This window comes from Cryobacterium levicorallinum (assembly GCF_004402405.1).
GTDB classification, from domain to species: domain Bacteria; phylum Actinomycetota; class Actinomycetes; order Actinomycetales; family Microbacteriaceae; genus Cryobacterium; species Cryobacterium levicorallinum.
In genome coordinates this window covers 31,728-44,965 of record NZ_SOFE01000036.1, presented here as the reverse complement: position 1 = coordinate 44,965, position 13,238 = coordinate 31,728, and the positions used below count along the sequence as shown (strand labels likewise).

Sequence of the window (13,238 nt, the reverse complement as noted above, 5' to 3'; positions counted from 1 at the left end):
TGCACTCATTTGGCAACGACCTTGGCCGGCGTGCGCTTTAGCCGAGGCCAGATTAGGGGCGGAAGCAGTGCCGCTGCCAGAAGGAGGACTGCGGCGAAGAGCATGGTCGATTGGCCGGATCCCCACGCGGAGGATGCCAGGGTGAACGGTGAAGCAACCGCAGACCCTGAGATACCGGTTCCGCTAATCAAAGCGCCGTTTTCGTCGTAGCTTGCCGTCACGCCAGCGGCGGCGCCGGCGGCGCCGGCGGCCGCAGCGGTTGCCGGATCCGCTGAGCCGGCCACGGCATTGGACGCGGTCCCGCCGGTGCCCGCACCGGAAATGGGCGTCTCGGCCAAGGATCCGCCCGTGCCAGTGGTGCACTGGTTCGCACCGACCTTGTCGCATTCCGCGGGCTGCGGAGCTGTCAGTGCGAGCTGGTTATTCGACGGGGAGTCGCCCGGCTTGAAAGTCGGGTTGTTGCAGGCGTTGGGATCGGGTGCGGGCGCTGCGCCAGGAATGCGGCCGATCTGGTCAAATCCGGCCAGGACCAGGTTCATAGGTAATGGCGAATAGCCGAGGGCTTCGGCCTGCTGCTGGCCCTCGCACAGCATGTAACTCGCGAAGGCACCGAGCGTGGCGCCCTTCTTCGCGGTGAAGACTCCTCCGGCGACCACTTCGGTCGGCACAATCATGTAGGAGTAGCTCGACAGTGGATAGGTGCGCGGGTCCGTGCTGTTATATACGCCATCCAGAATCTGGGTGAGGTAGTCGGGGCCGGGGGTGGTGTTGATCTGCGCCTGCATCAGGGCGACGGCTACGCTCGGCGCGGTGGGTTCGACATAATATCCGGAGGCGTTCAGCACCTTGGCCACCGGATAACCCGATTCCAAGGCATAGGAGTATTCGACGTAGGTGATGGCACCTTCGCCGTAGTCTTGGCTGACGTAGCCGGCGACGCCGGAGGAACCGCTCTGGCCCTTCATATTGCCGGTGAGTGGATACTGCGAAGTGAGTCCGCACGGGGTCGCCTTGCCAACGGATGCGCAGTACGAGTTCCACAGTGCCGGGTGCTGCTTCGACATCCACAGGGTGAACTGCGCCGTCGAGCCGGAGCCGTCAGAGCGCACGACCGGCACGATGCCTTTGTCCGGCATGGTTAGGCCCGGATTGTCGGTGGCGATGATCGGGTCGTTCCATTTGGTGATCACCCCGGTAAATATCTTGGTGATCGTTTCACCACTCAGTCGCAGGTTCGACACCCGCACCCCACCGATCTTCAGGTTGTACATGAAGGAGGAGCCACCAGCCACAATGGGCATGTACGCAAAACCGCGGGTGGGCACCTCCGGGGCCGAACCGTCTTCGGGTTTGGACTGAAAAGGGATCTCACTGACGGCGTAGTCCACGCTGCCGGCGGCAAAATCGCGACGACCGGCCGAGGAACCGACTCCCGAATAGTTCACGGTCATTCCATAATTGGCGGCAACGTTTTTACGCCACTGGTCGAGGGCGTTCTGCGACCACGTCGACCCGGTACCGGTGATCGGATCGTACGTGACTGCCTGGGCCGGAACCACGGTCGCCACGCTCAACGCCACGACGAAGGCCGCAGTCAGCGTTTGGGCTGCGCGCGCCCAGTAATTTTTCCGCGTCACGATGACGACTCCTCTTTCGATGGTGCGGGACGTTCTGGCGTGGAGGGAAGGCCTGGAGCTGGGTCAGGTTCCGGAACCGCGGCCACAGGCTGACGACGGTCCGCCGCAATCGTGATGCGCCGCACGTCTCGAGCGGATGCCTCCAGCACTCGACGCTGCTGACCGTGGGAGAGTTCTCCCGGTCCACGACCACCGATCAGCCGGGCCACCGCGAATAGGGCCAGCACGAGCAGGATTAGAACGGCAGCGGTACCGAAACCGCGGGCAATCATGTTCGGTTCTGGCGACTTGACGAAGTCGAAGACCTGCAGCGGCAACGAGATCATGGGGCCGGAGAACGGGTTGAGATTTGTCACCGCGGTGACTCCGGAGGTCAGCAGCACCGGCGATGTCTCGCCAATGCCGCGCGCTGTGCCGAGAATGACGGCCGTCGCCAGCCCCGGTCGGGCCGTAGGCAGCACGACATGCCAGACCGTACGCCAACGGGTAGCGCCCAAAGCGTACGCCGCTTCACGCAGGTTCCCGGCGACCAGCCGCAGCACAATGTCGGAGGCGCGAATGACGATGGGCAGCATCATGACGGTGATGGCCATGGCTGCTGCAAATCCAGAACGCTGGTGCGTGATCAACACGATGATCGCCGAATACACGAACAGGCCCGCCACAATCGAGGGCAACGCCGTCATGGCGTCGGCAATTGTTCGAACGAACTTCGCGAAGCGGCCACCAATCTCGTTTAAAAACAACGCGGTGAGAATGCCCAGCGGAATGGTGATCGCCAGCGCGATGCTGATCTGAATCAGAGTGCCGAGAACAGCGTGCAGGATTCCACCCGCGGACAGCGGATCGAGCGGGCCAGCCAATTCCATGTTCTCGATGAAGAAGTTGAGGTGCGGCAACGCGTCCTGCCCACGCACCAGGGTGTAAGCGACGACGAAGACCAGGGCGCCGAATAAGATCACGCCGGCGCTGGCCAGGAGCACCGAAACTACCCGGTCCTTGATTTCCTGGCGATCCGCCTTCATCCCCACCAACACGGCGTAGAACGTGATGAAGGAGAGGAAGGACACGATGGTCCACCCCACACCACCAGACAGGGGCGTGAACCAGCCGAAGAGCAGCGTTCCCACAGCGATGCCGGCTACACCAGCGCCAATGAGGTCGAAGCGATCGTCGAGGCGCACGGATCGAACCCGACGCCGCGGCCCGATCTCAATCCCCTCCGAGGAGGGAATGACGGTGGTCGTCTTGGTCGGCGCCGTGCCAGGAGTGAGAGTGTCGATGAGCATGCTCAGGCCTCACTATCGGCGCCGGAACGCGAACGGGCCACGATAGACGAGGCGGTGAAGTTGACCATCAGGGTAATCAAAAAGAGCACGAGGCCCGCCGCCATGAGCGCCGAGAGACCAAACTCGCTCGACTCGCCGTAGCGCAGCGCGATGAGCGCAGACACCGAGTTGCTGCCGGTCTTGAGCACCTGCCAGTTGATCGTGAAGATGGGCGAAATGATCATGTAGACGGCAATGGTCTCCCCGAGTGCTCGGCCAAGGCCAAGCATCGTTCCGCCGATGATTCCACCACGGCCAAACGGCAAAACAACGGAGCGGATCATGCCCCAGCGGGTCGACCCGAGGGCGAATGCAGCCTCACGCTCGCCGTTCGGGGCCTGCGAGAAGGCCTCACGCATAACGGATGTCTGGGTCGGCACGACCATCAGGCCCACGACGATTCCGGCGATGAAGGCCGATGACGTGAAGGCGCTGGCTTCGGTCAACACCTGACCGGAGGCATCCGTCACTTGAAAGAAGGGAATCCAACCGAAGTAGGTCGAGATCCAAGAAGCCACCGGGATGACGTTGGCCTGCAGGAAGAAGACGCCCCAGAGTCCGAAGACGACGCTGGGCACGGCCGCCATCAGGTCGACCAGGGTGATCAGGGTCTTGCGCAGCTGGCCCTGGGCTATCTCGGAGATGAGTAGTGCTGTGCCGAGGGCGAGCGGCACGGCAACGCACATCGCAATCAGGGCGATGGTGATGGTGCCAAAGAGGATCGATGCGATTCCGAAGACCTGAGTTTCCGGTGACCACTGCTGTTCGACCAGAAAGGAGAACCCGGATACCTGCAGCGCACTGCTCGCCCGGAACGAGAGGAACAACCCGACGGCAAGCATGATGCCCACTGTCGTCGCACCGGCTGTGACAGCGACCGACTTGAACACGGAGTCTGACAGCGATGGCCGCGGAAGCAGGGACCGGCGCGGAGCATCGTCGAAATCGGGTGTCCAGCCCACCGACGTGGCCGGTTGGCCGAGCGGCCCAGTGGGGTTAGTCGTAGTCACGATGCGTCCTCAGTCAGTCTCGGAAAGTGGCTGAAACAGTGGGAGCTTCGTGGCCTGAGGTCGATTTTGATTTTGGAAGGTGAACAGCAGGTGCCAATTAGGTTATCCACCGGTTATCTACTGGTTATCCACTGGTTGCGGGATGTGCAGTGCCGCTGGGTGTTGGAGACTCAGCCCATGAACGTTGTCGGTGCCGGAGGAGTAGTGTGCGTCGGGATAGGCGTTGGCGTTGGCGTTGGCGTTGGCGTGACCGCGGGGGTGCCAATGGGTGTCGGTGCCTGGCCGGTTGACACCACTATCGTGACGATCTCGCCCAGCCTGTGCACGACCCCCTCGTCGGGTTCGCTCGTCACAACCGTGCCAGCAAGTGCAGTTGCGCTGGTCCGAAAATCGATCTGCGTGCTGAATCCGGCGGCCTGCAGCACGGTTGTGGCGCCATCAGGTGAGCGATTCCGAAGGGAGGGAATCGGGTTGAACCCCGAGGCGATCGCCAGGTCGACGATCCCGCCGGAAACGATGCGGGTGCCTGCGACCGGCGCGAGCGCCAGCACGCTGTCACCCGGATTCGCTGAATTCTCTATGGTGAGTGTTCCCACTCTCAGCCCCGCAGCTTCGAGTACAGCTTTCGCCGCCGCAAGGCTGAGGGACACCAGCTCTGGAACGACGATCGAGGCAGCAACTGGCACCACAGACTGCTCCACCGGGGCCGCCACTGGCGGTGACACGCTGGGAGAAGCAACCGGAATCTGGCTCGCGGAGTCATTCGCCGGCTGGCCCTGTCCTTGGGCAGCCAGCACCCAGCCCCCGGCCACGGAGGAAGTGACGAGCAGAAGTGCGAGCCAGCCAGCGAATCCGGGATGAGGCCGTCTCCGGCGCGAAAGCGCCCGCACGCCCGGCTCGTTGCCCCGAGCGGTCGCCGTCGTCGCGGTCAGCTGCCGTGCAAGCACAGACGTGATCTGATCGGCAGCGCCCAGCGCTGGCCCGGTGAGAATTCTGGTTCTCGCCTCCGCAGTGGAAACGCTCGTCGCTGCGAGCGATTCGATCGACGAGAGCATGTCACCGGCACTCGCAAACCGATTTCCGCGATCCTTGAGCAACGCCTTGACCACGATGCCATCGAGCGCGCGGGATACGCCCGACCTCACCACGGAAGGGACCGGGGGCGGCGACTGCGCGTGTGCGCGCAAGACTGCGGCAACCGTCTCTCGCGCAAACGGCGGCCGGCCGGTCAGAGCGAAGTAGAGCACCCCGCCCATCTGATAGATGTCGCCGCGTTCGTCGACCGCCAGTCCCCGAGCCTGTTCTGGTGACAGATAGTTCATCGTGCCGAGAACCCCCGGCGGGGCACCCTGAACGGCACTCGGCGCAGCCATTTCTGCGCTTACGGTGGCGGTACTACGCCCCGCAGCATCGGCCAGGCCGAAGTCGAGCAACACAACTCGTTCGGGCCATAGGGAACCGTCTGGTTCCGGCGCCACCATGATATTGGCCGGCGACACGTCGCGGTGGATGAGCCTCGCGGAATGTACCGCGACAAGGGCCTGCAGCACTCCCTTGGCCATGGCGAGTGCACTACTGACAGATAGCGGGCCGTCTCTCTCCACCATCTCGGCCAGACTCAATCCGGGAGCAAGCGCCAGGGCAATCCAGGCCGGGGGTACGTCGACGGGTCCCCCCGTGCCGTCCTGGTCTCCGGCATCACGGTGCCGTACGACGGCGTCCTCTCCCCCGATACCGAGAACGTTGACGACATTCGGATGGTGCACCTCGGAGGCCGAACGGGCCTCGGCGAAGAACGCCGCCCGGGACTCAACCGAACCAGACAGGTGCGGATGCAGAATCTTCAAAGCCACGGGCAGCCCCGAGGCGACCTCGACGGCTGAGAAGACCGACGCTGTCCCTCCCGTGCCGAGCAGATTCCCGAGGCGGTACCGGCCAGCGATAAGACCGTCAGCGGAGGCATCCATCATCGACGCTACCTACCCGAACGTCGTTGGGTTACCACGACAAAATTTTCGTCGCTTCTGGCTGCTCGTGTGCGCCGCTATTCTGTGGCACTGGAGCATCGGCTATGACCATCGCACCGCCCAACGCCTCGATGGTAGCCGCAGCAGCTTCGAGGCTCGCCGCGGCAGCAGCAAACCAGCGACCGTTGGTCATCACGACCGTTTCGTCCAGAAATATGCAGAAACCGTAAGTTCCCGACGCGGGGCCGATTACCGACGCTGCGCGCATTTCCGCCACGAGGCCCTGAAGCCGCAGAACGTGTGCCCGGGCACTCCCCAGCGAACTGTAAACCGACGCGCTGCGACCGAGTTCTCGATTGTTGGGGGCGAGAAGGCGCCACAGTCCAGCCTGAACGGCGGCCACATCAGGCAACGTCCGGGCAGCTACCGGGCGAGAGATGGGCGTCATCGACGGCGAACCAGCGTTAATTTGACCACGAAGAGTTGCCCAGCCCTGCAGTCGCGGATCGGCCAGTGTGCTAAATGCCGAAAACACGACGTGACTTCTGCCTGGCATGCTGGCTCCCGTAAACAATGAGCGCACACCTTGTCCGTCTCGGTGGTGCGACGGCTGGAGTAAACCCGGCTAGACGAGAACTTTCCGTCGCTAAGGTGACGATCAGTTGGCTGGCAGGTTACGAGGAGGTGAACGACGAGAGTCTAATCGGCGATTAGTCCGCACGCGCAGCCTCAACTAGCGGCGAAGCGCCTTGCGGGCGAGGTAGTTGCCGAAGAACTGCACGAACTGCACCAGCACGATGATCAGCAGCACGGCCGCCCAGGTCACGATCGGGTTGAACTGGCGGTAGCCGTACTGCAGGGCGAAGTTGCCCAGGCCGCCGCCGCCGACGTAGCCGGCGACCGCCGACATGTCCACGAGCGCCACGAAGATGAAGGTATAGCCGAGAATCAGCGGCCCGAGCGCTTCGGGCAGCAGCACCGTGAAGATGATGCGAATCGGCCCGGCACCGACGCTGCGCGCCGCGTCGATCACGCCGGGCGTCACGGTGAGCAGGTTCTGCTCGACGATGCGCGCCATGGCGAAGGACGCCGCGAGAGCGATCGTGAAGATGATCGCGTTATTGCCGATGCCGCTGCCGGTGACGGCCCGGGCCAGTGGTTGCGCCGCCGCGAGAAAGATGATGAACGGAATCGGGCGAATGAAGTTCACCACCAGGTTGAGCACGAAGAACAACGGTTTGTTCTCGAGGATACTGCCGGCCCGGGTGAGGTAGAGCCCGAGGCCCACCAGCAGCCCACCGAGGCCACCAAAGAAGAGAGTGAGCGCGACGATGTAGAGCGTCTCGTAGGTGGCCGTCCAGAGTTCGGGCAGCAGATTGATCAGGGCATCCATCAGCGCACCTCCGTGACGGTCGTGAGCGTTCGAATATGGGCAAGTACCTGGTCGACGACCGGGTCAGCGCCGGTGAGGGCGAGAGTGAGGTGCCCGAACGGGCGTCCCTGAATCTCGTTAATGCCGCCGTAGACGACCTCGAAGGCGATGCCGGCCCTGGCCAGTTCACCGAAGACGGCGCCCTGGTCGACCGCGCTGTCGCGAAAGGCCAGCGTGACGATGCGGCCGGCGTGACGTTCGCGCAGCACGGCGAGTTCGGCCGGAGATGGCACCCCCTTGACCACGGTTGAGACGAACCGAGCGGATGCCGCGGCTTGCGGGTTCGAGAACACATCAAAGACGGGTCCGCGTTCAATGACCCGGCCCTGGTCCATCACGGCGACCTTGGTCGCGATGGTCTGGATGACATCCATTTCGTGGGTGATCACGATGATGGTGACCCCGAATTCCGCATTCACTCGCTTCAGCAGGGCGAGGACTTCGTGGGTGGTTTCCGGATCGAGGGCGCTCGTGGCCTCGTCGGCGAGCAGGATGCTCGGCTGGGTTGCGAGGGCACGGGCAATACCGACCCGCTGCTTCTGGCCACCGGAGAGCTGGTCGGGAAAGGACCCGGCCTTGTCGCTGAGGCCGACGAAGTCGAGCAGCTCGGCCACGCGTGCGGCGCGCTTCTCCTTGGGATATCCGGCGACTTCGAGCGGGTAGGCCACATTGCGGGCCACCGTGCGGGAGCCGAGCAGGTTGAACTGCTGAAAGATCATGCCGATGCCGAGGCGCACCTGGCGCAGCTCGCGCTCTCGCAGCGCGGCGATGTTCTGCCCGTTGACCCAGATTTCACCGGAAGTCGAACGCTCGAGAGCATTGACCAGACGCACCAGGGTGCTCTTGCCGGCACCGGAATAGCCGATAATGCCGTAAATATCGCCGGCTTCAACGTCGAGGCTGACATCGGCGATCGCCGTGACGCTCGCGCCGTCTTTGGACGTGGGCGGGTAGATCTTGCCCACATTGCGCAGACTGACTACAGCCATCCGTTTGCCTCGCTCATTTCATGCTCCGTGATACCCGACACAACAGCGCAGTCCAGGGCGCCTGCTCCCCCGGACTGCGCTGATGAAGCGGATGCTTACTTGGCGGCCTTGATATCGGCCTGAACCGTCGCGAGCGACTTGGCCAGGTCGGAGGCGGGGGTGGTCACCATTTCGGCGGTGTCGCCCGAGACGGCCAGCACGCCGTCCTGCACGTCCTGGGTGTTCTGGTAGATCTCGACGAGCTGCTGGAAGGTCGCGTTGTCCTTGTCTTCGTCCCGCGAGGCGAAGATGTTGACGTAGGGCAGCGCCTGCGGGTCGGTCGCGTCATCGGTGGCGATGGCGTCCTCGAACTTGAGTCCGCCCTTCTCGGCGAAGTCGTTGTTGATGACCGCGGCGGCGACGTCGGGCAGCGACGCGACGGTGAGCGAGGCGTCGAGGGCCGTGACCTTGACCTTGGAGGCCTCCTCGTCGATGTCGGACAGGCTCGAGAAGATGGATCCGCCGTCTTTCAGAACGATGAGACCGTTGGACTGCAGAATGACGAGCGCGCGTGCCTGATTGCTGTCGTCGTCGGGCACGGCGATGGTGTCGCCCTTCACGATGTCATCGACGTTGCTGTACTCGGTGGAGTACAGGCCCAGCGGGTAGATGGCCGTGGCGCCGATCGGAGCCAGGTTGTCGCCGCTCGCCTCGTTGTATTCGGCGAGGTAGACGATGTGCTGGAACTGGTTGAGGTCGACCTCTCCGGCGGCGAGGGCCGGGTTCACCTGCGGGTACTGCGCGAAGTCGACGATCTCGATCTCAATGCCCTCGGCCGCTGCGGCCTCGGTGTAGATCTCCCAGTACGGGTCGCTCGCTCCGACGACGCCGATCTTGATGGCATCACCCTCGGTACCGGTGGCCGGTCCTTCGGAGGCTCCGGCACAGCCGGCCAGCAGGGCGACGAGCGGTACGAGGGCGAGACCAGCGAGCAGGCTCTTCTTGTTCACGATTTTCTTCACGGTAATTCCTTCAGGCGCTGTGGGTTCGGTTTCGTATGGCAGGGCGCAGCACAGTGTATTTCGTCACGGTTCAACGAGACGCACTGACAGCTCGCGGGCACACAACAACGACCGGTCAAACCAGAAGGCTGCGCCCACGAGGAGCTGTGTACCGCGGCTGCGCAGGCACCCCTCAACGATACGTGCCGAAGCTGCGACGCGTGGCCTGCACCGACACACTGCGTCACAGCTTCTGCGAAACTAGCCCTCGATCAGCTCAGTAAGTTCGACCCAGCGGGTTTCCAGCGTGGCGATGGTCTCTTCGAGTTCGGTCAGCTTCACGCCGAGTTCGCCGAGACCGGCAAAATCGGACTGGTCGTGGGCGGCGAGCTTCTCGTGCTTCTGCGCAATACGCTCCTGCAACTTGACCACCTTGCGGTCGATGGAGCCGAGCTCCTTCTGGGCGTTGCGCAGTTCAGCGCCGCCCAGGCTGGGGATCTTTTTGGTCTTGCCAGCGGCATCCGTTGGAGAACCGGCTGCCGGGCCGGCGACCGCCCTGCGGCGTACCTCGAGGTACTGGTCGACGCCGCCGGGCAGGTGGCGAAAGCCGCCGTCCATGACCGCGTACTGGTTGTCGGTGACGCGCTCGATGAGGTACCGGTCGTGCGACACGACGAGCAGGGTGCCGGGAAAGGAGTCGAGCAGGTCTTCCATGGCGGCGAGCATGTCGGTGTCGAGGTCGTTGGTGGGCTCGTCGAGGATGAGCACGTTCGGCTCGCTCAGCACGATGAGCAGCAGTTGCAGACGGCGCTTCTGGCCACCGGAGAGGTCCTTGACCTGGGTGGTGAGCTGTGCGCTCAAGAAGCCCATGCGTTCGAGCATCTGGCCAGGCGTGATCTCTTTGCCGCCGGCCATGTAGCTGGTTTTCTGGCGGCCGATGACGTCGCTGACCCGGTCGTTGCGAATCTCGTCGAGTTCGAACAGCTGCTGGGTGAGCACGGCCACCTTGATGGTCTTGCCGCGCTTGACCGTTCCCGTCGTCGGCTGCAGGGTGCCGGCGACGAGGTTCAGCAGGGTGGACTTGCCTGCGCCGTTGACGCCCATGATGCCGGTGCGCTCCCCCGGCGCGATGCGCCAGGTGATGTCGTTCAGCACGGTCTTGTCGCCGAACTTCACGCCGATGTCGATGAGGTCGACGACGTCCTTGCCGAGGCGCTGCATCGCCATCGACTGCATCGTGACGGTGTCGCGGGGCGGCGGCTCATTCTCGATCAGCACGTTGGCGGCATCGATGCGGAACTTGGGCTTGGCGGTGCGGGCCGGGGCGCCGCGGCGCAGCCAGGCCAGTTCTTTCTTCATGAGGTTCTGGCGCTTGGATTCAACGACGGAACTCATGCGGTCGCGCTCGACGCGCTGCAGAATGTAGGCGGCGTAGCCACCCTCGAACGGCTCAATCAGGCGGTCGTGCACCTCCCAGGTGATATTGCAGACCTCGTCGAGGAACCACCGGTCGTGGGTGACGACCACGAGTCCGCCCGACTGGGCTGCCCAGCGGGTCTTGAGGTGACCGGCGAGCCAGGAAATGCCTTCCACGTCGAGGTGGTTGGTGGGCTCATCGAGGAAGATGCAGTCGTAATCGCCGATGAGCACGGCGGCGAGGGCAACGCGGCGGCGCTGGCCACCGGAGAGGTCGTCGACGAGGGCGTCCCAGGGGATGTCGCGCACGAGACCGCCGATGACGTCGCGCACCTTGGCGTCGCCAGCCCAGACGTGTTCTTCGATCCCGCCGACGATGGTGTGGCCGACGGTCTGGCCGCTGGCGAGGTCGTCGGACTGGTCGAGCATGCCGATCGTGACGCCGCGGCGACGGGTGACCCGGCCTTCGTCGGGTTCCATGCGGCCGGCGAGCAGACGCATCAGGGTGGACTTGCCGTCGCCGTTCTTGCCGACGACGCCGATGCGGTCGCCTTCGTTGAGGCCGGCGGTGACGCTGTCAAAGATGACGCGGGTGGGAAATTCGAGGTGCAGGGACTCAGCCCCGAGAAGATGTGCCATAGCCTCCAAGTTTACGGCACGCCGGGGCGTACGATTCCGGACTAGTCGTTGATCAGGCGGGCGCCGTGCACCGGGCCGGTGGCGCGCACGACGCGCAGGCGGGAGGCGGAGAGCGCGACCTGCAATTCGAGCGCGCTGTCGGCATCCGCTACCAGAAAGGCCACGGTCGGGCCGGAGCCGGAGAGGATACCGGCGAGGGCTCCGTTTTCTTCACCGAGCTGCAGCACCTTGGCGAGGCCGGGCGCGAGGTGCAGAGCGGGGGCCTGTAGGTCGTTGTGCAGCACGTCGGCGAGCATGTGCGGGTCGCCGGCCCGCAACGCCTGCAGCACGTTTGCGTCGACGGAGGGCTGGTGCTGGGCCGGAAAAATATCCTGGGCGTGGCGGTCGCGGTGCCGATCGAGTTCCTGATAAACACCGGGTGTCGACATACCGAAGTCGGCGAGGGCGAGCACCCACTGAAATTTGCCCTTTGCCAGCGCCGGGCTGAGCTGGTCGCCGCGGCCGGTGCCGATCGCGGTGCCGCCGGTGAAGGAGAACGGCACGTCGGCGCCGAGCTTGGCGGCGATCCCGAGCAGCTCGTCCTTGGTGGCGTTGGTGCCCCAGAGCGCGTCGCAGGCTAGAAGGGTGGCTGCGGCGTCCGCGGAGCCGCCGCCCATTCCACCGGCAATGGGTACGTTCTTTTCGATCTCGAGGTGCACGCCGCCGCGATAGCCCGCCTTGCGGGCCAGGGCCCGAGCGGCCTTGATGGCGAGGTTGGTGCCGCCGGTCGCGAGGCCGGAGGCGTCGATGCTGCCGCAGAATTCGACCGAGAAGTCGGTAGCGGGCGTGGCGCGCACTTCTTCGAACAGGGAAACGGCCTGATAGGCCGTCGCGAGGTCGTGGTAGCCGTCTTCCATGACGGCACCGACCTTGAGAAAGACGTTGATTTTGCCGGGAGCCCGCGCGTGCACAACGGGGCTGCCGGCGGTCGTCATCATGCTTTTAACTTAGCCCAGCCTGTCTACCCGCACGGACAGCACGCTCGTGCTAAGCCGGTATCCAGACCCGGGCGATGGCGAGAAAGTCGTGCACGGTCAGCTGTTCGCCGCGGGTGGTCGGGTCGATTCCGGCCTCCGACATGAGAGCGGATGCCGCCGACGAGTCCCCGAGAACGACCGACAGTGACTGGCGCAGCATCTTGCGGCGCTGTTGAAAAGCGGCGTCGACGAGCGCGAAGGTCTTCAGCCGCAGTTCCTCGGATTCCAGCGGGGTGGCGCGACGATCGAAGGCGATCAGGATCGAATCGACGTTGGGAACCGGCCAGAACACCTGGCGGCTGACCTTGCCGGCGGTGCGAAAATCGCCGTACCAGGCGGCTTTGACGCTTGGGCTGCCGTAGACCTTGTTGCCGGGAGGAGCGGCGAGACGCTCGCCGACCTCGGCCTGCACCATGACCACACCAGCGCGAATCGAATCGAAGTGCTCGAGCAGGTAGAGCAGCACCGGAACGGACACGTTGTAGGGCAGGTTGGCGACGAGCCGGGTCGGGTCGCCGGGCAGTTCGGTGATCTTGAGGGCGTCGGCGCGGATGACCGTGAGCGCAGCACCGGGCTGCATGAGATCGACCGTCAGCGGAAGCTGCTCGGCGAGGCGGTCGTCGATCTCCACGGCGACAACGGCCGCGCCGATTTCGAGCATGCCGAGGGTGAGTGAGCCGAGGCCCGGGCCGACCTCGACAACGGTGTCACCCGGCGCGACCCGGGCGACCTTGACGATGCGCCGCACGGTGTTGCCGTCGATGACGAAGTTCTGGCCGAGCTTCTTGGTGGGGTTGACTCCGAGCATCTCGGCGAGGTCGCGA

11 protein-coding genes are annotated in these 13,238 nt (G+C 64.3%); all 11 read right to left on the bottom strand.

The window, feature by feature from the left end:
* Positions 1-5 precede the first annotated feature (5 nt).
* On the bottom strand, positions 6-1,637 hold the full coding sequence (pstS, locus tag E3O11_RS17155; RefSeq protein ID WP_241994773.1) for a phosphate ABC transporter substrate-binding protein PstS: 1,632 nt from the start codon (positions 1,635-1,637) through the stop codon (positions 6-8).
* On the bottom strand, positions 1,634-2,926 hold the full coding sequence (gene pstA, locus E3O11_RS17150) for a phosphate ABC transporter permease PstA (protein ID WP_092451613.1): 1,293 nt from the start codon (positions 2,924-2,926) through the stop codon (positions 1,634-1,636). The genes pstS and pstA overlap by 4 nt, the downstream gene beginning before the upstream one ends.
* A 2-nt stretch (positions 2,927-2,928) precedes the next feature.
* The gene (gene pstC, locus E3O11_RS17145) at positions 2,929-3,975 is read right to left on the bottom strand and encodes a phosphate ABC transporter permease subunit PstC (RefSeq protein WP_233194927.1); all 1,047 of its coding nucleotides are present in this window, start codon (positions 3,973-3,975) and stop codon (positions 2,929-2,931) included.
* A 170-nt stretch (positions 3,976-4,145) separates the two neighbouring features.
* Positions 4,146-5,945, bottom strand: a complete 1,800-nt coding sequence (locus tag E3O11_RS17140; RefSeq protein ID WP_092451609.1) for a protein kinase domain-containing protein — start codon at positions 5,943-5,945, stop codon at positions 4,146-4,148.
* 28 nt (positions 5,946-5,973) lie between these two features.
* Positions 5,974-6,516 (bottom strand): hypothetical protein, encoded by a 543-nt coding sequence (locus E3O11_RS17135; RefSeq protein WP_134479420.1) that lies wholly within the window; start codon positions 6,514-6,516, stop codon positions 5,974-5,976.
* Positions 6,517-6,675: 159 nt separating this feature from the next.
* Complete coding sequence (locus E3O11_RS17130) at positions 6,676-7,335, bottom strand: methionine ABC transporter permease (RefSeq protein ID WP_092451605.1); 660 nt, start codon at positions 7,333-7,335, stop codon at positions 6,676-6,678.
* Positions 7,335-8,363, bottom strand: coding sequence for a methionine ABC transporter ATP-binding protein (locus E3O11_RS17125; protein WP_092451603.1), 1,029 nt, complete (start codon positions 8,361-8,363; stop codon positions 7,335-7,337). The genes E3O11_RS17130 and E3O11_RS17125 overlap by 1 nt, the downstream gene beginning before the upstream one ends.
* A 95-nt stretch (positions 8,364-8,458) precedes the next feature.
* A complete protein-coding gene (locus E3O11_RS17120; protein ID WP_233194936.1) occupies positions 8,459-9,355 on the bottom strand; it encodes a MetQ/NlpA family ABC transporter substrate-binding protein in 897 nt (298 codons plus the stop codon).
* A gap of 249 nt (positions 9,356-9,604) precedes the next feature.
* Positions 9,605-11,398: an ABC-F family ATP-binding cassette domain-containing protein gene (locus E3O11_RS17115; RefSeq protein ID WP_092451601.1), complete on the bottom strand. Its 1,794-nt coding sequence runs from the start codon at positions 11,396-11,398 to the stop codon at positions 9,605-9,607.
* Positions 11,399-11,439: 41 nt separating this feature from the next.
* The gene (locus E3O11_RS17110; RefSeq protein ID WP_092451693.1) at positions 11,440-12,372 is read right to left on the bottom strand and encodes a 4-(cytidine 5'-diphospho)-2-C-methyl-D-erythritol kinase; all 933 of its coding nucleotides are present in this window, start codon (positions 12,370-12,372) and stop codon (positions 11,440-11,442) included.
* A gap of 52 nt (positions 12,373-12,424) precedes the next feature.
* The gene (rsmA, locus tag E3O11_RS17105; protein WP_233194940.1) at positions 12,425-13,222 is read right to left on the bottom strand and encodes a 16S rRNA (adenine(1518)-N(6)/adenine(1519)-N(6))-dimethyltransferase RsmA; all 798 of its coding nucleotides are present in this window, start codon (positions 13,220-13,222) and stop codon (positions 12,425-12,427) included.
* Between the last annotated feature and the right edge of the window lie 16 nt (positions 13,223-13,238).

What these genes read in the sequence shown, in the direction of transcription:
- E3O11_RS17125 (WP_092451603.1), bottom strand. Translation starts at nt 8,363, where the DNA reads ATGGCTGTAGTCAGTCTGCGCAATGTGGGCAAGATCTACCCGCCCACG.
- rsmA (WP_233194940.1), bottom strand. Translation starts at nt 13,222, where the DNA reads ATGCTCGGAGTCAACCCCACCAAGAAGCTCGGCCAGAACTTCGTCATC.
- E3O11_RS17130 (WP_092451605.1), bottom strand. Translation starts at nt 7,335, where the DNA reads ATGGATGCCCTGATCAATCTGCTGCCCGAACTCTGGACGGCCACCTAC.
- E3O11_RS17110 (WP_092451693.1), bottom strand. Translation starts at nt 12,372, where the DNA reads ATGACGACCGCCGGCAGCCCCGTTGTGCACGCGCGGGCTCCCGGCAAA.
- pstA (WP_092451613.1), bottom strand. Translation starts at nt 2,926, where the DNA reads ATGCTCATCGACACTCTCACTCCTGGCACGGCGCCGACCAAGACGACC.
- E3O11_RS17115 (WP_092451601.1), bottom strand. Translation starts at nt 11,398, where the DNA reads ATGGCACATCTTCTCGGGGCTGAGTCCCTGCACCTCGAATTTCCCACC.
- E3O11_RS17140 (WP_092451609.1), bottom strand. Translation starts at nt 5,945, where the DNA reads ATGATGGATGCCTCCGCTGACGGTCTTATCGCTGGCCGGTACCGCCTC.